At 69.3% G+C, this 21,026-nt stretch carries 19 protein-coding genes and 2 pseudogenes; 9 read left to right on the forward strand and 12 right to left on the reverse strand.

Features of this window, described 5'->3' with window-relative positions:
* The first annotated feature begins 59 nt into the window (after positions 1-59).
* The 5 genes from ACIBW9_RS35620 to ACIBW9_RS35640 all read left to right on the forward strand — a co-directional run bounded on the left by ACIBW9_RS35620 (position 60) and on the right by ACIBW9_RS35640 (position 7,063).
* Positions 60-2,192 carry a GDSL-type esterase/lipase family protein gene (locus ACIBW9_RS35620; RefSeq protein WP_398961135.1) on the forward strand — a complete coding sequence of 711 codons (2,133 nt, stop codon included), beginning with the start codon at positions 60-62 and terminating at the stop codon, positions 2,190-2,192.
* Positions 2,193-2,204: 12 nt separating this feature from the next.
* Complete coding sequence (locus ACIBW9_RS35625; RefSeq protein WP_398961136.1) at positions 2,205-2,351, forward strand: twin-arginine translocation signal domain-containing protein; 147 nt, start codon at positions 2,205-2,207, stop codon at positions 2,349-2,351.
* Positions 2,348-3,244, forward strand: a complete 897-nt coding sequence (locus ACIBW9_RS35630) for a beta-glucosidase (RefSeq protein WP_398961137.1) — start codon at positions 2,348-2,350, stop codon at positions 3,242-3,244. The genes ACIBW9_RS35625 and ACIBW9_RS35630 overlap by 4 nt, the downstream gene beginning before the upstream one ends.
* Before the next feature lie 31 nt (positions 3,245-3,275).
* Positions 3,276-6,374, forward strand: coding sequence for an alpha-N-acetylglucosaminidase TIM-barrel domain-containing protein (locus ACIBW9_RS35635; RefSeq protein ID WP_398961138.1), 3,099 nt, complete (start codon positions 3,276-3,278; stop codon positions 6,372-6,374).
* 218 nt (positions 6,375-6,592) lie between these two features.
* The gene (locus ACIBW9_RS35640) at positions 6,593-7,063 is read left to right on the forward strand and encodes a hypothetical protein (RefSeq protein WP_398961139.1); all 471 of its coding nucleotides are present in this window, start codon (positions 6,593-6,595) and stop codon (positions 7,061-7,063) included.
* A 36-nt stretch (positions 7,064-7,099) separates the two neighbouring features.
* Here ACIBW9_RS35640 and ACIBW9_RS35645 read toward each other — a convergent pair whose 3' ends face one another.
* Positions 7,100-7,546, reverse strand: a complete 447-nt coding sequence (locus tag ACIBW9_RS35645) for an NUDIX domain-containing protein (protein ID WP_398961140.1) — start codon at positions 7,544-7,546, stop codon at positions 7,100-7,102.
* Positions 7,547-7,629: 83 nt separating this feature from the next.
* Between ACIBW9_RS35645 and ACIBW9_RS35650 the strand changes: the two are divergent.
* Positions 7,630-7,992 (forward strand): annotated as a pseudogene (locus ACIBW9_RS35650) (LD-carboxypeptidase); the annotation flags it as partial.
* A 112-nt stretch (positions 7,993-8,104) separates the two neighbouring features.
* Complete coding sequence (locus tag ACIBW9_RS35655) at positions 8,105-8,605, forward strand: GNAT family N-acetyltransferase (protein ID WP_398961141.1); 501 nt, start codon at positions 8,105-8,107, stop codon at positions 8,603-8,605.
* Positions 8,606-8,808: 203 nt separating this feature from the next.
* Here the strand turns inward: ACIBW9_RS35655 and ACIBW9_RS35660 are convergent, their stop codons facing one another.
* From ACIBW9_RS35660 to ACIBW9_RS35680, 5 genes are all read right to left on the reverse strand, one after another.
* A complete protein-coding gene (locus tag ACIBW9_RS35660) occupies positions 8,809-9,369 on the reverse strand; it encodes a CGNR zinc finger domain-containing protein (protein ID WP_398961142.1) in 561 nt (186 codons plus the stop codon).
* Between the two features lie 35 nt (positions 9,370-9,404).
* On the reverse strand, positions 9,405-10,574 hold the full coding sequence (locus tag ACIBW9_RS35665) for a MalY/PatB family protein (RefSeq protein ID WP_398961143.1): 1,170 nt from the start codon (positions 10,572-10,574) through the stop codon (positions 9,405-9,407).
* Between the two features lie 20 nt (positions 10,575-10,594).
* Positions 10,595-11,062 carry a DinB family protein gene (locus tag ACIBW9_RS35670; protein WP_398961144.1) on the reverse strand — a complete coding sequence of 156 codons (468 nt, stop codon included), beginning with the start codon at positions 11,060-11,062 and terminating at the stop codon, positions 10,595-10,597.
* Between the two features lie 731 nt (positions 11,063-11,793).
* On the reverse strand, positions 11,794-12,579 hold the full coding sequence (gene trpC, locus ACIBW9_RS35675; protein WP_398961145.1) for an indole-3-glycerol phosphate synthase TrpC: 786 nt from the start codon (positions 12,577-12,579) through the stop codon (positions 11,794-11,796).
* A gap of 165 nt (positions 12,580-12,744) precedes the next feature.
* The gene (locus ACIBW9_RS35680; protein WP_398961146.1) at positions 12,745-12,867 is read right to left on the reverse strand and encodes a hypothetical protein; all 123 of its coding nucleotides are present in this window, start codon (positions 12,865-12,867) and stop codon (positions 12,745-12,747) included.
* Positions 12,868-12,971: 104 nt separating this feature from the next.
* Between ACIBW9_RS35680 and ACIBW9_RS35685 the strand changes: the two genes are divergently transcribed.
* Together ACIBW9_RS35685 and ACIBW9_RS35690 are read left to right on the forward strand one after the other, a co-directional pair.
* Positions 12,972-13,424: a substrate-binding domain-containing protein gene (locus ACIBW9_RS35685; RefSeq protein WP_398961147.1), complete on the forward strand. Its 453-nt coding sequence runs from the start codon at positions 12,972-12,974 to the stop codon at positions 13,422-13,424.
* A gap of 144 nt (positions 13,425-13,568) precedes the next feature.
* Positions 13,569-14,675: a ricin-type beta-trefoil lectin domain protein gene (locus ACIBW9_RS35690; protein WP_398961148.1), complete on the forward strand. Its 1,107-nt coding sequence runs from the start codon at positions 13,569-13,571 to the stop codon at positions 14,673-14,675.
* A 192-nt stretch (positions 14,676-14,867) separates the two neighbouring features.
* Here the strand turns inward: ACIBW9_RS35690 and ACIBW9_RS35695 are convergent.
* From ACIBW9_RS35695 to ACIBW9_RS35720, 6 genes and pseudogenes are all read right to left on the reverse strand, one after another.
* Positions 14,868-15,020 (reverse strand): annotated as a pseudogene (locus ACIBW9_RS35695) (methyltransferase); the annotation flags it as partial.
* 126 nt (positions 15,021-15,146) lie between these two features.
* Positions 15,147-16,568 (reverse strand): non-reducing end alpha-L-arabinofuranosidase family hydrolase, encoded by a 1,422-nt coding sequence (locus tag ACIBW9_RS35700; protein ID WP_398961149.1) that lies wholly within the window; start codon positions 16,566-16,568, stop codon positions 15,147-15,149.
* Between the two features lie 501 nt (positions 16,569-17,069).
* On the reverse strand, positions 17,070-18,329 hold the full coding sequence (locus tag ACIBW9_RS35705; RefSeq protein WP_398961150.1) for an MFS transporter: 1,260 nt from the start codon (positions 18,327-18,329) through the stop codon (positions 17,070-17,072).
* Positions 18,320-18,820, reverse strand: a complete 501-nt coding sequence (locus ACIBW9_RS35710; protein WP_398961151.1) for a MarR family winged helix-turn-helix transcriptional regulator — start codon at positions 18,818-18,820, stop codon at positions 18,320-18,322. The genes ACIBW9_RS35705 and ACIBW9_RS35710 overlap by 10 nt, the downstream gene beginning before the upstream one ends.
* A 325-nt stretch (positions 18,821-19,145) precedes the next feature.
* Positions 19,146-20,204 carry an alpha/beta hydrolase gene (locus ACIBW9_RS35715; RefSeq protein WP_398961153.1) on the reverse strand — a complete coding sequence of 353 codons (1,059 nt, stop codon included), beginning with the start codon at positions 20,202-20,204 and terminating at the stop codon, positions 19,146-19,148.
* Between the two features lie 300 nt (positions 20,205-20,504).
* Positions 20,505-20,945, reverse strand: coding sequence for a VOC family protein (locus ACIBW9_RS35720; protein ID WP_398961155.1), 441 nt, complete (start codon positions 20,943-20,945; stop codon positions 20,505-20,507).
* Positions 20,946-21,026: the final 81 nt, after the last annotated feature.

Here is a 21,026-nt window from a genome sequence, read left to right on the forward strand (position 1 = left end):
CCCGACGCGGACAAGCGGTGGGAGCACATCCCGGGAACGCCGGACGAAGGGGAGAACCCATGCTCGGACCGCTTGGACACCCGCTCACGCACCGAAGATTCGCGGCCGTGGGGGCCGTACTGGCGGCCCTGCTGCCGGCAGCTTCCGCTGAGGCCGAGTCCCGAACGCAGCCGTGGACAGGGACTTGGGCGACCGCGCAGCACGCCTCGTACGACCCGGGCACCTCCGAGGTGACCGTGCGGATCCCGGTGCACGTCAGCGCGGGAGGGACAAGCGTCCGGATCCGGTTGACCAACGAGTTCACCGACCAGCCGGTGATGATCGGGCACGCGACCGCGGGGCGGCGGGCGGGCGGCTCGTCCGTGTCCGGCCCGCGCGACCTCACGTTCGGCGGAAAGAGAGCCGTGACGATCCCGGCCCACGGGCAGGCGGCGAGCGACGGGTTACGGATTCCCGTCGCCGCCCGAAGCGACCTGGTGGTCAGCCTGTACTTCCCCGGCATACTCACCCACGTCAGCCAGCACTGGATGGGGCTCCAGACCGTCTACTGGTCGCCCGACGGCAGCGGCGACCACGCCGGAGACGCCGATGGCGGCGCGTTCACCAGGACCGACACCACCTTCCCCTTCCTCACCGGTGTCGACGTGCGGGGCGGGGCGGCACGGGGCTCCGTGGTCGCGCTCGGTGACTCCATCACCGACGGGGCCGCCTCCACCGCTGACGCGAACCGGCGCTGGCCCGACTACCTGGCGACTCGGCTGGCGGCCTGCACCTCCAGCGCCGGGGTGCTGAACGAAGGCATCAGCGGGAACCGCATCACGGCCAGGGCCGACGGCAATCCCTCGGCCCTGGACCGGCTGGAGCGCGATGTGCTGCCCCAGCCGGGCGCCCGCACGGTGATCCTCTTCGAGGGCGTCAACGACCTCAGCTGGGGTGGTGCAACCGGCGACCAGGTGATCGACGGCATGAAGGAGATCGCCCACCGCGCCCATGCCCGCGGGCTGCGGATGATCGGCGCGACCGTCGTCCCGTACCGGGGCTGGGGCGACCACTGGACCGAGGCCAAGGAGGCCGACCGGCAGAAGGTGAACGCGTTCGTCCGCGACGGCGGCGTCTTCGACGGCTACGCCGACTTCGACAAAGCGGTACGGGATCCGGACGACCCCACCCGCTACGCCGCCGCCTTCGACTCGGGTGACCATCTGCATCCCAACGACAACGGGATGAAGGCGTTCGCCGACGCGGTCGACCTCGCCGGCCTCGGCGTGGCCCGCGACTGCCCCTCGGCGCGCGTCCGGCTGACCCCGTACCGCCCGAATCTGCCGACCGGCCACGCAACGGAGATCACCGCGACCGTCACCAACTCTGGTTCCAAGCCGGTCACCCAGGTCACCACCGGGCTGTGTCTGCCGCACGGCTGGACCGCCGAGGCGGAGGGGCCGACGCGCACCGGCTCCCTTGCTCCGGGCGAGAGCTCCAAGGTCACCTGGCGTGTCACCCCGTCCGCCGGTACGGCCTGGGGGCCGTACGACATCGGCGTGCGCACCTCCTTCCGGCAGGGCGGCCGGACCCGCCACGACGGCGACACGATGACCGCCGACGTCACCCCCGTGCCGTCGGCGGTCAGGCCCCCGTACCGGACGTTCGCCACCGCCGACGGCGCCCAATACGCCCAGAACGGCGACCAGTTCGCGATCTGGGCGGGCGGTCAGGACCTGGCCGGCTGGAAGGACGAGAAGGCCGCCCTCCATGTCCCGGACGCCGTGTCCGCCTCCGGCAGCGTCACCGCCCGCCTCGTCGAGCAGACCGGCAGCGGACCCTCCGCCAAGGCCGGGATCGCCCTCGCCGATGACCTGACCGCCCCGGAGAAGGGCGGCTACGCGGTGCTGACCATGTCCAGAAGCTACGGCGTGGAGTTCATGACCGACAGCGACGGCGACGGGAAGCTCGACACCTGGGCCGGTGGCGGCTCCTCGTACCACCCGGCCTGGCTCAGGCTCACGCGCGACGGGACCGCCTACACGGCGTACGCCAGCGCCGACGGCGCCACCTGGCAGTGGATCGGAACCGCGACCGTGCCGTCCGCGGCTGTCGGCGGCCTCGACGCCGGAATGGTCGCGAGCGCCGTCAACCTGGACCACCCCGGCCAGACCACCACAGCCGTCTTCGACTCCTTCTCGACCACCGACTGAGAGGTCCCCCCTGTGAACGTCAGCCGCAGACGTTTCCTGACCACGGCCACGGCCCTCGGCTCAGCTGTGCTCCTCGCCCCGCCCGGTGCCGCGCGCGCGATCAGTGGCGGCATCCCCGACTACCGGCCCACGAGGGCATCCCTCGACACCCACCGATGACCGCCTACCGTGCCGAGGAGGACTTCCTCCCACCGCCCGTCTCGCTCACCGTCACCCCCTCCGACCCCGAACCCGGCAAGGCGGTGACCCTGACCGCCACTCTCACCAACTCCACCCGGATCGCGCTGCGCGGCACCGTGCTCCATCTCGCGGTGAACGACACCGGGGAACCGGACAGTCTGGGCAGTCTCACGCCCGGACGGTCGGTGACCCGCACCTGGCGGACCCGGCTCGCCCAGGACGCCGAGGGACGGATCGTGTTCACCGCGCACGCCCTGTTCGACGTGCACCGTCACGGCTCCGACTGCACGCGCGCCACCTCTTCCGTCCTGCTGCCGTACCGCTCGCTCGCCGGAGCCTTCGACAACGCGGGGATCGCCTCCGACGACGCCCTCACCGTCGCCGACATCGACGGCTCGCACTCCAGCCTGTCCGCCGAGGCGCTGGCGTCGGTCGGGCTGGCCCCGGGTGCCGAAGTCACGTACGGCGGCGTCTCCTTCACCTGGCCGGACACCGCGCCCGGCAACCTCGACAACGTCATCAGTGCCGGCCAGACCGTGCTGCTGTCAGGCTCCGGATCCCGCCTGTCCTTCCTCGGCACCAGCACCTGGGGCGCGGGCAGGGGCGACGGCAAGGTCGTCTACGCCGACGGCACCGAACAGCCCTTCTCCGTCGACGTCCAGGACTGGTACGGGGCGAGCCCCTCCGCCGCGGTCGTCGTGCCCTACCGCCACATCGCCACCGGCCGCGACGACAGTCCCGTCAGCCTGTTCACGTTCGGCGTCGACCTCGCGGCCGGCAAGGAACTGCGCTCCCTGGTCCTGCCGAAGGTCAGCGACGGCCTCCAGTCGGGCGTCCCCGCCCTGCACATCTTCGCCATGACGGTCAACTGAGCGTCAACTGAGCTCTGCCGGAAGGATGTTCATGCACGACAACCGAGGCGATCTCCGCATCACCGGTGTCACCCGCAGACGGATCCTCACGGGCGCGGTGGCGCTGGGTGGTGCCGCGCTGCTGGCCCGACCGCAGGGCGCGTACGCGGCCGGCGGCGCCCCCTTCGACATCGCCCCCGCCGCAGCCGCGCTGAAGCGGCTGCTCCCCGACCACCACCGGCAGATCACCCTGCGGGCCCTCGACGGCAACACCGACCGCTTCCGGGTCACCGGCCGGGCCGGGCACATCACGGTGGAGGGAACCAGTACCGGAGTGCTGCTCACCGGCCTGCACACCTATCTGCGGCGGACCGCGCACGCCTCCGTCTCCTGGACCGGCGAGCAACTGAACCTGCCGCGCGCCCTTCCCGCGCCGGCCGAGGAGATCACCGGGACGGCGAACGTGCCGCACCGGTTCGCCTTCAACGACACGAACGAGGGCTACACCGGCGCCTATCGCGACTGGGACGCCTGGCACCGCGAGCTGGACGTGCTGGCCCTGCACGGGGTCAACCGGGTCCTCGTCTACATCGGCGGCGACGCGGTGTACTACGACACCTTCCGCCGCTTCGGGTACTCCGACGCCGCGCTGCGCGCCTGGATCCCGGCCCCCGCCCACCAGCCCTGGTGGCTGCTGCAGAACATGTCGGGCTTCGGCGGACCGGTCTCCCGGCGGCTCGTCGAGCGACGGGCCGCGCTCGCCGAGAAGATCGTCGAGCGGATTCGCGACCTGGGCATGACGCCGGTCCTGCCGGGCTACTACGGCACCGTCCCGGACGGCTTCCCCGCCCAGCACGGCGGGGACGCGAGGGTGGTGGCGCAGGGCACCTGGGGCGGCTTCAAACGCCCCGACTGGCTCGACCCGCGCACCACGGCCTTCCGCGAGGTGGCCGCCGCCTTCTACCGCGCCCAGTCGGAGCGGTTCGGCGACAGCACGATGTACAAGATGGACCTGCTGCACGAAGGCGGCAACCCCGGTGACGTGCCGGTGGGTGAGGCCGCGAAGGCCGTCGAGGCGGCGCTGCAAAAAGCACATCCGGGGGCGGTCTGGGCGATCCTCGGCTGGCAGACCAACCCGTCCCGGGCGCTGCTCGACGGCGTCGACAAGAGCCGGATGCTGATCGTGGACGGCCTGTCGGACCGCTACACCACCGTCACCGACCGGGAGAGCGACTGGGGCGGCACGCCGTACGCCTTCGGCAGCATCTGGAACTTCGGCGGGCACACCCCGATCGGCGCCAACGCCCCGGACTGGGTGGAGCAGTACCCCAAGTGGCGGGACAAGGACGGCAGTTCACTCGCCGGTATCGCGGCGATGCCGGAGGCCGCCGACAACAACGCGCCCGCCCTGGCCCTGTTGACGGACCTCGCCTGGACGCCCGGCACCGTCGACCTGGACGACTGGTTCACCGCGTACGCCCTCTCCCGCTACGGCGGCCCCGACCGGCACGCGGTCGCGGCCTGGCGGACGATCCGCGACACCGCGTACGGCATGTCCCGCGCGGACTCCTGGAGCGAGGCGCCCGACGGTCTGTTCGGTGCCCGTCCGAGCCTGACGGCGAACAAGGCCGCCGCCTGGGGCCCGGAGAAGGACCGCTACGACACCACGGCCTTCGACACCGCGCTCACCGAACTCCTCGCCGTGCGGTCCGAGTTGAGGAACAGCTCGGCCTACCGGTACGACGTCGTCGACGTGGCCCGGCAGGTCCTGTCCAACCGCAGCCGGGTGCTGCTGCCGCAGATCAAGGCCGCCCACGAGGCGGGGGACGGCGCCCTCTTCGGCAGGTTGACCAGCACCTGGCTGAGCTGGATGGACCTCCTCGACGACCTGCTGGCGACCTCCGGCCCGCATCTGCTCGGGCGGTGGCTCGCCGACGCGCGCGCCTGGGGCGCCGACCAGGCCGAGAAGGACCGCCTTGAATACGACGTCCGCTCCCTGCTCACCACGTGGGGTGGACGCGCCAGCAGCGACGAGGGCCTGCACGACTACGCGAACCGGGAGTGGTCCGGGCTGGTGGGCGGCCTGTACCGCACCCGTTGGAAGACGTACTTCGACGCGCTCGCCAAGGGAGAGGACCCCGCGACGATCGACTGGTTCGCCCTGGAGGACCGCTGGGCGCACGCCCACGAGACACACCCGACCGAACCCCACGGTTCCCCGTACGCCTTGGCCCGCCGCGTACGCGATCTGCTCGCCGCAACTCCCCACCAGGCGGCCCTCACCGCGGCGGCCGACCGGGCAGCGGTGGCCGAGGGCACGCCCACGGCCGTGACAGTCACCTTCACCAACAGGAACGGCTTCACGGCGGCGCGAGACGTCACCCTTTCCCTCACCGTCCCCAAGGGCATGACGGCGAAGCCCATCGATCCGGTACGCAGGGCCTCGGTGGCGGCCGGCGGTACGTTCGCCGCCCGCTTCGAGGTCTCTCTGAAGGGCAAGCCGACGGAACTGGTCGGCCAGGTCGTCGCGGCGGCGGCGTACGGGGGCGGCGGAAAGGCGGTCGCGCCGATACGGCTACTGGCCGCAACCGGGGTCACCGCTCCGTACCGTACGGTCTCCTGCAATGACGCGGTGTTCGGCCAGTCGGGCGACGAGATCGCCATCGAGGGCGCCGGGGCCGACCTGTGGGGCGCCACCAATGAGTTCGGGGCGGTGTACCGGGCGGGGACCTGTCTCGACAAGACCGTCGGCGAGGTCACGGTCACCGCGCAGGACATGACCGGAGGTTGGGCGCGGGCGGGTCTCGTCGTCCGCAACGACCTGGCTGCTCAGGGAAGTACGGGGTATGTGAACCTGGCGGTCACACCGTCCAACGGGTGTGCACTGAGCTGGGACTCCGACGGCGACGGCCGTTTCGACTCGATCGAGCTGGCGGGCTCCTTCACCGCGCCGGTGCGGCTACGGCTGACCAGGTCCGGCGCCTCGTACATCGGGGAGGCCAGCACGGACGGCGTCAGCTGGACGACGGTGGGCACCGCCACGCCGACGGGTGCGGCACTTGCACAGGACATCGGGGTGTTCATGACCGCGGCCAACGGCTGGAACGGCGCACGGGGCATGGCCACGTTCGAGCGATTCACGGTGGCCTGATCTCTGCGACGGCGACCGAGGATCGCCCCCCACTCGAAGGCGGTACGGGCGACAAAGCCAATGAGGAGCCGGCGGCGGCCAGTCGCCGGCTCATCACCGACGTCATGGAGGCGGCGAACCCGAGACGGTGCTTGGATGACGGGGTCGGTTCCCTCGAAGGGGCCAGGATCTCGTGGTCGTCGGGTGGGAGCGACCCGAGGGGAAGCAGGGACTCACAAGTGGCAGAACTTTGGGTGCGCAGCGGTATGGATCCGGACGCCCCGGAAGCGGTCGTGGTCGCCGTGGTGATAGATCCGTTGGGGACGCCGCAGGAACGCGCTGTCGGTGAACTCTTCTCGTACGCGTACGAGGGCGAGGACTGTCTCATGCTCGTCGGGACGGACGGCTGGGCCGAGCGGCACCTGCAAGGGGACGTCCTGACCGTTGAGATCGTTGTCCACCGGGCCGTACTCGAGGCGTTGGCCATTGACGCAGCCGGGTTCGATGAACGCCCGCCTGTCGAACCGGACGTGGTCCGGCTGCTGAGGGTGAGCACTCGTGTCGCTGGATGCCGCTATGAACAGGCCCTCGATGTGACGGCTGTGCTGAAGGCTCCGGCCGAGGTGACACCCCAGCAGATCGTGGCCGACCTCCATTCCGGGCAGGCGTGGCCACTGTTCCTGGCCCCACGCCCTGCGGCGACGGCCTGAGAAGGCACCGCCGAGCATCGGGGACCGGACCGGGCGTCATGCCTCCAGACGATCCAGCCAGGCATCCTGACCGTCCGCCAAAGGGAATGCCAGGGGCAGCCGCTCAAATCGGCAATGGAATGTCATGCCTTGGTCGCGCCCCCCGCCCGTCACGTGGTGGTCCCACGCATCCGGCACCTCCACATCGCCGTCCACCTCCAGTGCGAAGAAGGTCGTGTGGCGGGGAAAGCGGCGGATCGGGTGCGGGGTGTGTTCCTCCGCGAGGGGACGCAGCACCCGAACGCATGTCAGCCCGCACTCCTCCTCGACTTCCCGCAGCACTGCCTCTTCCAGTGACTCCTGAGGAGCCACTCCCCCCGCCGGGACGTGCGTGCCGGGCGGCAGGTCCGCGTCGTGGTCGAACACGAGTAACTCCACGGACCCACCCGCCCGCCGACGCAGCACATACGCAGCCACCCGGATACGCAACGTCAACTCCCGCATGCGCGCAGCGTAGGCGCTGCACCACCTCGCTCGCGTGAGAACTCGGTGTTCTTCGGGTACGGCACCATGCCAAAATCCAGCGCATGGCTGTTCGATACCCATCTCCGCTGCGTCCTGGTGACCGTGTTGGTGTCACCTCTCCGTCGAGCGGGGTCGCCGAGGAACTGCGTGAGCGTCTCAACGTCGCCGTTCGTGACGTTCAGGACCGCGGATACGAGGTCGTCGTCGGCCGGTGCATGGACGGCTCCGGACACGTCAGCGCTTCCGCCGCTGACCGCGCGAGCGAGCTGATGTCGATGCTGACCGACCCGACTGTCAGGGCCATCGTGCCGCCCTGGGGCGGAGAGACCGCGATCGACCTGCTCCCCTTGCTCGACTGGGACAAGCTGCGGGAGGCAGAGCCCACCTGGCTTGTCGGGTTCTCCGACATGTCGACTCTGATCACGCAACAGCACGCGTCCTGGCCGTGATGGTGACCGCCAGGAAGACGGAGGTGCCCCGCCAGACACTGCCCCTGTGCCCGTGGGGCGGCCTTGGCGTTCATGCGATGCTCACGTCATGACTGATCAACCCGAGGTTGCCATCGTCCGCTGGCCAGGTCAGGCCCCCTCCGCCCAGGATGGGCCGGCGGATCTGCTGGCGGCCTACCATCTGCAGACGCAGGCCGAGAAGGGTGAGCCCGTCTCCGGTGTCGAGGGGTTGCCGGATCGCTACCGGGTTGAGATCGCGGATCCGCAGACCGTGTTCGTAGACGATGTCGTGCTACTGGCGGTGAGCGGGGGCACCGCGGTGGGCTGCCTGGTGGTGACCGCCTGCGGCGACGGACGGTCCGAGGTGAAGAGACTCTGGACGGACCCGGCGTTCCGGGGGCAGGGCATCGCGTCCAGCCTGGTCAGTGCCGCACTCGTGCACGCCGCGGAAAGCGGCGTCAGCGCGGTGCGGCTCTCGGTGTGGAAGTGGCGGGCGGGCGCGATCGCCCTGTACGAGCGGCTCGGATTCACCGTCACCGAGTCGTGGGACGAGCGGGACCAACTGGTGTGCATGGAACGAGCCGTATGAGTGTCATAGCCGTTCGTTGATGGCTGCATGTGGTCGGTCCGCCGGTCGTCCCTGGCGTCCGCCGCGGCAGCCACCTGGGGCCAGTCCTCGGTGGCGCGCAACATGTGTCTGCCCCCGTAGACGTCAGACATCGTACGGCGAATGGGTCGGCGCCATAGTCAGGGCCCCGCAGCCGCCAGTGCGGCAGGCGATGCTCGAGGTGGTCAGTGTGCTGTCCCCTGCCGCCGCTTGCGGTAGTTGGCCACCTTGTGTCGGTTCCCGCACTCGCTCATACCGCACCAGCGGCGGTTGGCGGACCGCGACAGGTCCACGAACAGCCGGGTGCAGTCCTCGTTGAGGCATTCCCGCACGCGAGTGAAGTCGGTGCCGCCCAGAAGGTCCACTGCGTCCCGTGCCACCGCGCCGAGCACCTCGTCGATGCCCCCGGCCCGTGTCAGGCGACCGTCCTCGTCGAGTTGGAGCCTCGGCAGCGGCAGCCGGGCCGCCTCGTTCACCTCGGCGAGGGCTTCCCGCACCTCGCTGTCCGCGGGCGGTGTCAGGGGCCATGCGCCAACCATCGCGTACACCGCTTCCCTGAGACGGCACATTCTCGACAGGGCACGTGCGTCCAGAGGGCCGGGCCCGTCGAGCAGTCCGGCCTGGTGGATCCAGCGTCGCAGGTCGTCGGGAGAACGCAGCAGTTCGGTGCGTCGGGTTCGTCGCCAGAGCAGCGTGCCCGCGAGGTCCAGGGACAGCCGCCCGCTGACGAAGACGAAATCATCCACACGGCCATCGTGCCAGGTGGCGTTGGGCACCGTCGTCACCCCTCCCGCCCGCCCAGTGCGTCGACGACCCGGCCCAGGATCTCGTCGAGCACCTGCTGCGAGGTGGCGAAGTTCAGCCGCACGAACCCCTCGGCGCCCGTTCCGAAGGGCGTGCCGCCGTCGAGCAGGACCCGGCCGTCCCTGAGCACCTTCTCCACCGGCGGTTCGCCCAGGCCGAGCGGCCGGGTGTCCAGCCATGCCAGGTACGTGGCCTCGGGCAGGTGGTGGCGGATCAGCGGGAGCCGGCCGCGCACCACCTCGCCAACGCGCCGACGATTGCGGTCCAACACCGTCAGGAGATCGCGCTGCCAGGCGTCGCCGTGCTCCCACGCGGCCAGGGTGGCGACGACACCGAGGGGTGAGACAGTGCCGTACAGGTCGGGCGGTTGTGCGTCCCGCAGCGCGAGGAGGCGGTCCGGGCCGTAGTGGGTGACGGCGCAGCGGATGGCCGCCAGGTTGAACGCCTTCGTCGCGGAGGTCAGGGTCACGGTGCGGTGCGCGGCGTCGTCGGACAGGCTCGCGAAGGGGATGTGCCGGTGGGGGGCGTAGGTCAGCTCGGCGTGGATCTCGTCGCTGATGACGAGCAGATCGTGTCGCCGGGCGATGGCCGCGATCTCGCCGAGTTCCTCGGCCGTCAGCACCCGGCCGGTGGGGTTGTGGGGGTTGACCAGGACGAGTGCCTTGCAGCCGGACCGCTTCACCGCGGTGTCCAGGGCGGCGAGGTCCATCCGCCAGCCGTCGTCGGTGTCGTGCATCGGGACGGGCACGATCCGCCGGTTCATCGTCCGCAACGTCGCCAGGAACGGTGGGTAGTTGGGAATGTGCACCGCCACCGCGTCCCCGTCCGATGTCGCAAGGTGCAGGACGAGTTGCAGACACTGGATGAGGTCGGTCTGCTCGCGCACGCGGTGGGCCGATGCGGCCCATCCGTGGCGCTCGGCCATCCGCTTGGCGAAGGCAGGGCGCAGCGGACTGCCGTCCGGCCAGTCCGGGTAACCGAGATCATGGCGGTCGACGGCCTCGTGCAGCGCGGCCACCACCGGCGGCGGGGTGGGGAAGTCCATGTCGGCCACCCACGCCGGCAGGACGTCTCGCTCCGGACGGTGCCACTTCACGCTGCCGCGAACGCGCAGCCCGTCGAGGTCGAGGTCGTCGAAGCCGGGCATCCTCCGAGCCGGTGCGGGCCTCATGCCGGGACCCCCGCCCGCAGCAGATCGCGGGTGATCTGCACCTGCCCGTGATGCTGGGCCAGTTCCTCCAGTACGTGAAGCTGGACGCCCCGCACGCTCAGCGGACGGTCCGGTCCCTCGAAGTCGGCGGGGGGTGTGTTGCGCGGCGGTTGCGACGGCAGCGCCTCGCAGAGGTCTGCTTGCAGGCGGTCAAAGAGCGCGTCGACGTGCGTCCGCAGTTGCCGCACGTCCCCCTTCGCCGTGAACTCGGAGCAACGGTCGCGCTCGACGGGGCGCCCCGCGATCACGTGGCCCAGCCAGTAGTCGGCCACGGCGACGCAGTGGTACGCGATGGCGTACGGGGAGTTGGCGCCGGGCAGGTGCGGCGCGGTGTTGCCGAGGTCATCACCCAGCTCTTCCAGGGCGCCGAGCATGCCGTCGAAGGCTCGGCGGAGAAAGTACAGGTACTCGTCGTGCTCGTCCACAGTGCCTCCTATCGGTCAGGAGTATCAGCATCAGCCGAGAGAAGACACCTGTCAAGCCGGTGTCATTTCGATTGCTGAACGTGCACCTATGTGCGGCATAATATGGATTTAAGGGTACAAGGCAGAATAATCGCGACCGGTAATGTAACCGTGTTGAACAGTGTCTCCGAGCCGCAGTCTTCTCGGTCGGCGGCGATCCCGACCCCGTTCCCGTCTAGCAGCCGCTTCCGTGCGCGCTGACTGCGCGAGCCTCGCGCCGGGGCGGCCGGCGGCGGGCAAGCCTTCGAGCACGCCCCCTGGCCGCAGCCTCGCCCGCGTCGATCAGCGACACATTGGTCCGACCCGCATGCCGGCCCGGCAGGGTGAACATCCCTCGGCGCGGTTGGCAGGCTCGTTCTGCAGACGCCGGCCGCCTGCTCCGTCGCCGTCTTCTTGCGCCGCAACCCCGGCCCGTCGACTCCATGAGCCTGGGCGCGTGGCCCCGTCGCGTGGTGAGAAGTCACCGCGGCAGGGCCGCCGAGCCCGAGCAAGGGCGACAGTCGGCCGGCGAGCGTCCCGGGCGGGGTGGCGCAGCGGCCGACCTCTCCCCGAGAAACCGGCTGACGACAGCCGCCCGCTCCCGCCGCTGACGCAGAACCGCAGCCCGCGCGGGAGCAGGTGCCCGAGCCGGAATCAGTGCGACAGCTTCGTTCGGCAGTTGCGGGGGGTGCCGCTGACCGAGCCGGACGCCGTTACGCCCCGGCCGCCTCGATGAACTCGCGCACCGCGGTGCGCGGGTCGCCCGAGCGGACCAGCGCCTCGCCGACCAGGACCACATCGGCTCCCCAACCGCGGTATTCCGCGACGTCCTCCGGGCCCGCCACTCCCGATTCCGCGACCCTGACCGTGCCGTCCGGAATGGCCGTCACCAGGTCGGCGAACACCTTGCGATCCACGTCCAGCGTCGTCAGGTCCCGCGCGTTGATGCCGAGGAGCTCGGCTCCCGCGGCAGCGGCACGCCGAACCTCGTCGGCGGTGTGCGCCTCCACGAGCGGCGTGAGACCCAACTGCTTGCACAACCCCATCAGGTCGGCGAGTTGGCCGTCGTCGAGTGACACCACCATGAGGAGTGCGAGGTCGGCGCCGTGCGCACGGGCTTCCCACAGCTGGTAGGGGTCGACGATGAAGTCCTTGCGCAGGACGGGAACGTCGACCCGGGCGCGCACGGCGTCCAGATCGGCGAGCGAGCCACCGAAACGCCTGCGCTCGGTCAGCACGCTGATCGCGGCGGCACCGCCGGCCGCGTACTGGGCCGCGAGGGAGGCGGGGTCGGGGATGTCTGCCAGCGCACCCTTGCTGGGACTCTTCCGCTTCACCTCGGCGATGATGGACACCCCGGGCGCCCGGAAAGCGGGCAGCGGGTCGAGCGCGGGTTCCGCGTCCGCCACCCGGGAGCGCAGCTCCGCCAGCGGCGTCGCACGCTTGCGCTCCTCCAGATCTTCGCGAACTCCCGCGAGGATGCCGTCAAGAACGCTCATCGTTTCTCCCTGTGTCAATTCATCTTCTCCAAGTCGTGCTCAGAGAACGGTCTCATCCTGATCGATCCTGGTGTTCGTCCGGGCCGGTCGCGGGGCGCGGAAGTTGAACTTCTCGCGGATGATCCATGAAGCCCAACGTCTTCAGCCGATCGCCGTGCGGGCGGCTCAGGCCAGACCGAACCGCTCGGCGTGGACCTGCCGCCGGGGAACCTGCAGCGAGCGCAGGGAGCTGAGCACGGCCGCGGTCATCGCGGGCGGGCCGCAGACGTACACGTCGCGTTCGGACACGTCGGGAACGAGGGCCTGGAGACTGTACGGCTCGAACGGCGAACTCCCCTCCCCTGTACGCCCGGTGAGCAGATGCAGCTTCCCACCGGGGACGGCGAGCTGCCGTGCACGACGATGCGTACCCGCATCTGATCGTGGACGCCTACCGGTCCTGGTGCGAGGAGCACGCTGCGCCCGTCCTCGTCGAGGAATTCGCCTCACTGCCCGACTACTTCACGACCGAACAGGACGCGGTCAGCCGGCTGCTCCGTCATGATCCAAGACCCGACGCGGTCATAGGCGTGTACTCCGACTCCGGCCACAACATCCTCGCCGCCGCCCGGCAGCACGGACTGCGGGTGCCGCGAGACCTGCTGGTGGGGTGTATCAGCGAGGATCCCGACTACGCGACGACCACCCCGCCCCTCACCACCGTCACCCTCCGCCCGGACCAGGTGGGCGCCGAAGCAGTCGATCTGCTGATCGCGGTCATCAACGCCCGCAGCGGCGTGGACCGGCGCAGACGCGCCGAACCGATCCTCACCCCTCGCCGCTCCACACGACGCCCGGTGCGGTAATACATGGGATGTCAACAGGGAGATTGAGCCAACACGCAGCGCATCCATGCCACATATCGCAGATTTCTGAGTATTCATGGGATGTCCCAGCCGGGATCGTGGTAGCCATACGGGTGCGCTTTTCACTCGCAGAAGGGACGCTGCATGAAAAGATCTTGGTTACTCCCGCTGATCACGCTTGTCGCTGTCGCACTCGGGTTGACGGCAGCAGGCGTGGCCCCCGCCTCCGCCGCCTCCAACACGCCCTTGCGGCTCATGCCGTTGGGCGACTCGATCACCTGGGGCGTGGGCAGCAGTACGGGCAACGGCTACCGCGGGCCGTTGTGGAACGAGCTCGCGGCTGACGGCCATCCACTCGACTTCGTGGGCACTGGGCGGAACGGTACGATGTCCGACCCCGACAACGAAGGCCACTCCGGATACCGCATCGACCAGATAGCGGCCCTCGCCGATGCCTCACTGACCCGCTACCGGCCCAACGTCGTGACGCTGCACATCGGTACCAACGACCTCCAAGGGGCCTCCGAGGTCAACACCGCCATCTCACGGCTGAGGTCGCTGGTCAACCAGATCACGGCCGACGTGCCCGACGCAACCGTCCTCGTCGCCTCCCTGGTCGTGTCGACCAGCAGCTCGGAGGAACAGTTCCGGGGCACGTACAACCAGGCCACCCGGCAAATCGTCAGCGACGCCCAGGCCGCGGGCAGACACGTCGCATTCGTCGACATGAGCAGCCTGACCACGGCCGACCTGGCCGACCCACTGCACCCCAACGACGCGGGCTACCAGAAGATGGCCGATGCCTTCCACCGCGGCATCCAGTCCGCGGACGGCGCCGGCTGGCTGAGGAACCCCGCTCCCGCCCCGGCGCGCGTGCAGTCCGGCATCTCGGGCAAGTGCCTGGACGTCAACGGCGCCGGCACCGCTGACGGGACCGCCGTCCAGATCTGGAGCTGCGGCGACAGCGCCAACCAGCTCTGGTCCGCCTACACCGACGGCACCCTGCGCTCCATGGGCAAGTGCCTCGACGCCGCCGGCGGGGCCACCGCCAACGGCACCAAGGTGCAGCTCTGGGCCTGCCACGGAGGCTCCAACCAGGTATGGCAGCCCTACAACGGCGGCTACCGCAACCCGGCTTCCGGCCGCTGCCTCGATGTTCCGGGCTTCTCCAGCACCGACGGCACACAGCTCCAACTGTGGGACTGCAACGGCGGCACCAACCAGAAGTGGACCACGCTGATCGCCGGATGACCCCCGCTACCGGGATCTGGGCCGCGTCCGGGCTCAGATCCCGGGACAACATCGGTGGTGGGCACCACCCGGCGTGCGGCCCCACGTGGTTGGGCCGGCCCTCAGGTCGCCCCGGCCGGGGCTGGCGCTGTCCGGGTCGTAGACGCCTTGCTCGACGGGGCCGGCCGGACGGGCGGGGAGCCAATCGGTGCAATCGCCTTGCCAGAGCAGGGCCGTTCCCTCGCAGGCCTTTCGCTGGGCGTCGTCGGCCTTCATCCGGTCGTTCGGCTACGACGGTTCGTCGAGGAGAGGGGCGGTGTTCTCGGAATGCCAGAGCAGACTGAACCCACGCCTGTCCCAGGACAGGCGTGGGCGTGTTGGGGCAGGTGGCCGTTACCGCTCTCGCGTCGAAACACGGCAGCAGACGAGTGCCGTAGCCGGTCGCTACGGCACTCAGCGGTACCTACGTACGGTTGGGGCTGCGTTGGCGGATCAGCGCTGCAGGGTCAGCACGCCCGGTCGGTACGGAAGCTGCTCGTAGGGGGCGCCGTCCGAGCTGGGGGACCTGCCCTGGTAGAGGAGCTGCAGATTGCAGGGGTCGATGGTCATGGTCTGGTCGGGGTTGTTGCGGACCAGGTCGCCGTGGCTGATGTCATTGGTCCAGGTGGCACCGCTGTTGGCCTTGCCCGCGAAGGGGTTGGACTCGGTGGCGGCCTGCGGGGTCCATGAGCCGCTCAGGCTGGAGGCCGTGAACGAGCGGAAGAAACGCTGCTCGCTTGCACCCCGCGCCTCGACGATCATGAGGTACTGGTTCTGGCCCTGGACCTTGTAGACCTGCGGCGCCTCGAAGAGGTTCTTCACCGTGTCGCTCATGACCGTCGTGTACGACGAGCCGAAGCTGCCCGGGAAGTTCCCGATCGGCATGCTCGCCCGGTAGATGCTGCCGTTGTCACCGGCGAAGAACATGTACATGTTCTGGCCGTCGGCGATCAGGGTCGGGTCGATCGCGCTCCCGGTGGGGAGACTGCCGGTGAACAGCGGCTGCGGCGCGGACCAGCCGTTGGCGTTGGTGGGGTCGCTGGATGTGCGGTAGGTGAAGGGCCAGGCAGTGCCCCACCCCAGTGAGGCCAGTACCCAGATGTTCTTGGGCGCGAAGTAGAACAGGGTGGGCGCCACCGCGCCCTGGCTCATGCCGGTCTGGGTGGCCGAGGCCATGTCGGACCAGTTCGTGAAGGGACTGAACGCCATCGAGCCCCACCCCGAACCCGAAGAGTTGGTCGCGTAGACCAGGTGCTTGCCGTTGTACGTCACGTTGGTGAAGTCCTTCAGCGAGTACCACCCGTTCGCCGGCTGCGCCAGCGGACCGGTCGAGCTCCACCGGTATGTCGACGGAAGAGAACACGAGTTGGACGTCCCGGACAGGCCGGTCCACTTCTGGTTGCCGGCGCCGGTGCAGTTCCAGAGTTGCACCGCCGTGCCGTTGGCCGTACCGGCCCCCGACACGTCCAGGCACAGCCCGGACTCCACGCCGACGACCGTGCCGTCGGTGTTCACCCGCCACTGCTGGTTCGTGCCACCGTTACAGGCCCAGATCTCCACGCGGGTCCCGGCCGTGGTGGCGTGGCCCGGAACGTCCAGGCACTTGTTGCCGTACACGGTCAGCTGACTGCTGTCCGTCAGCGTCCACTGCTGGTTGCTGCCGCCCGTGCAGTCCCAGATCTGCAGGAGGGTGCCGTCTGCCTGCCCGGCGTTCGGCACGTCGAGACACCGGCCGGAACCGGTACCACGCAAGGCGCCACTGGTGGCCGCCTGAGCCGGGTTGGCGACGAGCATCGCCGCCAAGGAGACCAGGGCCACAACCACAGCGGCGAGCACCACAGACCGATGTCTGCGGCTTGGTCGACTTGTGCGCATGAAGGCCTCGCATCCCTTGAGTTACGTTCGTAATACCGAACGGCGGTCGAAACATCGAGCGCGCTGCAGCCTGGAGAGCGACCGAGTCCCGCGCCACACCTAGTTGGCGGCAGCGACGTGGCACCTCAGAGCGCGGTCAGCTCGTCGGAACGCCACCCGGTCTCGGCGGCTTGGGCAAGGCGGCCTCATCGGTCGTCTCCACTGCGACATGGGATGGATTAACGGATATGAACGTTGCCCGTGTCTAGCCTTGCGACACAAGTTCGTGAGTCACGTCAGGATGTGGCCCGAACAGCACCCTGACGGCCACGCTAAACATTGGATGTTTTGTGAAGGCTCCGAGGAGGACGAATCGCCAGGTCGTCTTCCAAGGGCCCAGGCAGGGGCCGGCGGCGGCCCCTGAGTGGGGTGACTTCGCGCCGTAGACGGCCGGAGGTCATTGCGTCATGACGAGTCGTCGCCGTCGATGCGACACTCCCACGCCAGTCCTGTGGAGCAGGCTCAGGAGTCGGCCGGGACTGTCTCAGCATGAGAGGAGTGTGCGGAAAGGCGGCGCAGTTCTGGCGTCGTGGCGCCCACCATGGCCACCGCTCCGAGGCAGAGCAGGCCACCGCTGATGAGGGCTGCTGCTCCCGAGGCGGCGTCTGCCAAGAGGCCGCCGCGCATATTGCCCATGTCGGGCCCCGCTTGCCCGACGATCTGTTCGGCTGCGCTGACGCGGCCGAGCAGTTCCTGGGGGGTGTGCATCTGGACGACGGTGCTCCGGGAGACGACGGAGACCGTGTCGGCGGCGCCGGCCATGGCGAGGAAGGCCAGACCGATCCACGGGTCGGGTGACATACCGAACAGCGTCAACGCTGCACCCCAGGCGGCGGATCCACCGAGCATGACCAGGCCGGGGCGCGGGAGACGGGTGAAGGTTCCGGAGAAGAGTGACGCTGTAACGCCGCCGACGGCCAGGGCCGTGAGGAAGAGTCCGAGGGTGCGTGGGTTGCCGCCGAACCGTTCCGCGTTGATCAAGGGGAACAGGCTGATGGGCATCGACAGCACGGTGGTGGCCAGGTCCGTGAGCAGGGCTGCGCGAATGACGGGGGTGCGTCCCAAGAAGGCCAGGCCATCCAGTACTCCCGGCAGACCGGGCCGTGCGGGCTCGTCTCCGGGGTCCAACTGCGGCAAGCCGAAGGCGCCGTAGAACGCGGCGCCGAACGTCAAGGTGTCGATCAGGTAGCAGGCGCTGACTCCCAGTCCGCCGACGAGCAGTCCGGCGAGCGTGGGGCCGAGCAGCAGGGCGCTCTGGAAGGCGATGCGTCTCAACGCGAGTCCTGCGGCCAGTTGGTGCTTGGGCAGTAGGTGCGGGATGAGGGTGCGCGTGGCCGGACCGCCGCCCGCGCCGAAGCAGGACTGAAGCGCGACCAGCCCCAGAACACCGGCGGCAGATGTGCGCCCAAGAATGGCCTGGAGCGCGAGGAGAAGCGAACACAGGGCTTGTCCGCTGGTCGTGAGCAGGTACAACTTCCGGCGGTCCACTCGGTCGACGAGCGAGCCGGCGAACAGTCCGAGCGCGACGAGCGGAATCGCCTGGGCCAGCCCGACGGCGCCCGTCCAGGCGGGGCTCTTCGTCATCTGCCAGACCTGGAACATGACGGCCACGAGCGTCATCTGGCCGCCGAAACCGGACAGCGTCTGGCCGAGCCACAACCGCCGGAACGGTGGTGACGACCGTAACGGAGTCACGTCGATCAGCGTGCGTCTCAGCCCCATGCGGGATCCTCCGCAAGCTTCTCGGCGATCCGGTCGTGGAAACTCCTGCGCTCCAGAGCCCGCTCGATATCGGTGACCACCTGGGAGAGCGGGTAGGGAATCTCGGCTTCCAGGTCAGCGACGGCAGCCTCGGTGGCCCGCCATTCCGCTGCCAGGCGATCCACAACGCGGCGGGCCTTGTCGGTGAGCGTCACCTGCCTGGTGCGTGCGTCGTCGCCCACGACGGTCTGGACCCAGCCTGCCGTGCGCATCGCTGCGACCTTCTGACTGAGTGCCGAATGTGTGCGCTGAACCGACTCCGCCAGTTCCGCGATGGTCATGGGTCCGCAAGCGTGAAGCCGGAGCAACTCCATGACGAAGCTGGGCTTGAGCCCCTCGATCTGCCGCTCGGAGTAGATCCTGGCGATGTCGGCATCCATGGACGCCTGGAGCAGCCGTAGGGGCCGCCAGAGGCTTTGCTGTGTCGGGTCGAGCGCACGGGTGTCGGCCATGCGCGCACAGTAACAGTACTTGTATAAATGCTGTTACGTTTTTGTACGGCCGGCTGCCGACCTGTGTCGGGCCCGACGCTGCCGCTGCGCCTGGGCGCCTCTGACGACGGCAACCTGCCCACGACCTCGACCAACCGCCCAGGCCTACGAGGGCGGTGTCACCGTGAGCAACGACGAATCGGGCCTGTGGTCCGCCATCGGCCACTTCGACGGTGCCGTGGCAGACGTAGACCCGATTGTCGAAGGGGCTCGTACTGCTCCTGGTCGAAGCCGCGCGGCCGGCGCGTCTGCCGTCCCGCCGGCCCTGGCAGCAGTCGTAGGGCGTTCAGTGCGGTGCGGACAGCCATTGGTTGAGCCACCCGAACGCCGCGGGGTACTCCGCCGACCAGGTGTTGTAGTTGTGCCCGCCGCTGGGCAGCACCAGGGTGCGCACCTCCACCGGGGTGCCCCTGGCGGACGCCTGGAACGCCTCGATGTACGACGGCGGACTGGCGCGGTCCTGCCGAGAGGTTGCCAGGAAGAGCTTGACGTGGGCCTTGGTGTGCCGCACGAGGTACGCCGGGCTGTTGAGCCTGCGCACGGCCGGGTCCGGCAGTACGGACTCGTCGCCGGTCAGTGGATCGGGGTCGAGGGCGGCGCCCGCTCCGAAGACCTTCGGGAACTGCAGGGGCAGTTTCGCGGCGCAGAACCCGCCGGTCGAGAAACCCATCAGGCCCCAGGCCCGCGGGCCTGGCAGCGTGCGGAATTTGTGGCTGACGAGGTCCGGGACGTCGGCTGCCATCCAGGTCGCCACCTTGCGGTTGCGCAGGTCGCTGCAGTCGGTGTCCACGCTGCCCGGGTTGACCACCGGCATCACCAGGATGAAGGGGTGGACCTTGTTCTGCTTGACCAGATCCTCGAAGGCACCCGGCATACCGCCGTGCTCCAGCCAGGACTGGGGTGATCCCGGGACACCGTGCAGCAGCATGATGACCGGGAACCGCTTTTTCGCGTAGGCGGGCTCGTCGTACTGCGGCGGCGTCCACACGAGCACCTCACCGGACAGCGCGGATCGCCGGCCGTGGAAATACGTGTCCAGTACGCCGCCCTTGGTGCTCTTGCTGAACTTCGCCCGGTGGACCGGAGGCCCGGGCATCGCGACCGCGTTGGTGTTCTCGTTGCCGAGCAGGTCGTCCCAGGACGCGTACAGGCCGTAGCTGTTGTTGATCCAGGTGGCCACGACACCGATGGCTGTGAGCTGACACAGGCCGATCATGGCCGCGTGCACAAGCCAGCGCACCGCTCTGGGCCCCCGCACTTTCGGCCACAGCGCAATCGCGCCGACCATCATCACGACCGTCGCGACGATGAGGACAGCGAAGAATGACGTGCTGGTCAGGGACACAACCACCTCCCGTTACCACCTTGCCCACAACCTATTGAGCAAGAGGGATCTTCACGATCAACGGTTGCTTCCCGTCACGCGGCGATCGAACGGCGGCTCGGAGCCGAGTGAAGCGGCCAATGCCCCAGGCGGGAGCCGTGCGGCCGGCAAGGCTGCCGCGGTTCTCAGGTCCGGGACCGCCCCCATCGCACGGGACAACAGCACCAGCAGCGCAACGCTCTCCAGCGGCCCCCAAGTACCCGCACCGTCCGGCCCGCGCTCCTGACGTGCTCGGGGTTCCGTCCTGGTCCGGCGGCCCTCTCAGCGCAGTTGCTCGGCCAGTCCGACGATGATGCCCTCCGGGCCGCGGACGTAGCAGAGCAGATAGCTGTCCTCGAACCGGGCGATCTCGCCGACGAGTTCGGCGCCATGAGGGCGCAGGCGGGCAACGGTGTCCTCGATGTCGTCGACGGCGAACATGACGCGGTGCGTGCCCAGGATGTTGTGCGGTCGGTTGCGCGGCCCGGCGCTGATCGCCGCGGGGCTGTGGTACTTGGCCAGCTCGAGCCGGCTGTGACCGTCCGGCGTCCGGAGCATCCCGATGTCGCAGCGGACGCCGTCGAGTCCGGTGCACTGGTCGGTGAAGGGACCCTCGATCTCCCCCCTGCCCTCCAGCTCCATACCGAGTTCCACGAAGAACGCGATGGCGGCATCCATGTCCTCGACGACGATGCCGACGTTGTCCATCCGCTGAATCGCCATGCTGGTTTCTCCTTCTTCCTCGGACGGCCGGTGATGGCCGCTGATGTCCCTGGGACGAAGCCGATCACACGATCTCGACAT

Origin of the sequence: Streptomyces sp. NPDC049541 (assembly GCF_044465725.1) — a bacterium.
Taxonomy (GTDB): Bacteria; Actinomycetota; Actinomycetes; order Streptomycetales; family Streptomycetaceae; genus Streptomyces.

What these genes read in the sequence shown, in the direction of transcription:
- ACIBW9_RS35620 (WP_398961135.1), top strand. Translation starts at nt 60, where the DNA reads ATGCTCGGACCGCTTGGACACCCGCTCACGCACCGAAGATTCGCGGCC.
- ACIBW9_RS35630 (WP_398961137.1), top strand. Translation starts at nt 2,348, where the DNA reads ATGACCGCCTACCGTGCCGAGGAGGACTTCCTCCCACCGCCCGTCTCG.
- ACIBW9_RS35635 (WP_398961138.1), top strand. Translation starts at nt 3,276, where the DNA reads ATGCACGACAACCGAGGCGATCTCCGCATCACCGGTGTCACCCGCAGA.
- ACIBW9_RS35645 (WP_398961140.1), bottom strand. Translation starts at nt 7,546, where the DNA reads ATGCGGGAGTTGACGTTGCGTATCCGGGTGGCTGCGTATGTGCTGCGT.
- ACIBW9_RS35655 (WP_398961141.1), top strand. Translation starts at nt 8,105, where the DNA reads ATGACTGATCAACCCGAGGTTGCCATCGTCCGCTGGCCAGGTCAGGCC.
- ACIBW9_RS35665 (WP_398961143.1), bottom strand. Translation starts at nt 10,574, where the DNA reads ATGCCCGGCTTCGACGACCTCGACCTCGACGGGCTGCGCGTTCGCGGC.
- trpC (WP_398961145.1), bottom strand. Translation starts at nt 12,579, where the DNA reads ATGAGCGTTCTTGACGGCATCCTCGCGGGAGTTCGCGAAGATCTGGAG.
- ACIBW9_RS35690 (WP_398961148.1), top strand. Translation starts at nt 13,569, where the DNA reads ATGAAAAGATCTTGGTTACTCCCGCTGATCACGCTTGTCGCTGTCGCA.
- ACIBW9_RS35700 (WP_398961149.1), bottom strand. Translation starts at nt 16,568, where the DNA reads ATGCGCACAAGTCGACCAAGCCGCAGACATCGGTCTGTGGTGCTCGCC.
- ACIBW9_RS35705 (WP_398961150.1), bottom strand. Translation starts at nt 18,329, where the DNA reads ATGGGGCTGAGACGCACGCTGATCGACGTGACTCCGTTACGGTCGTCA.
- ACIBW9_RS35710 (WP_398961151.1), bottom strand. Translation starts at nt 18,820, where the DNA reads ATGGCCGACACCCGTGCGCTCGACCCGACACAGCAAAGCCTCTGGCGG.
- ACIBW9_RS35720 (WP_398961155.1), bottom strand. Translation starts at nt 20,945, where the DNA reads ATGGCGATTCAGCGGATGGACAACGTCGGCATCGTCGTCGAGGACATG.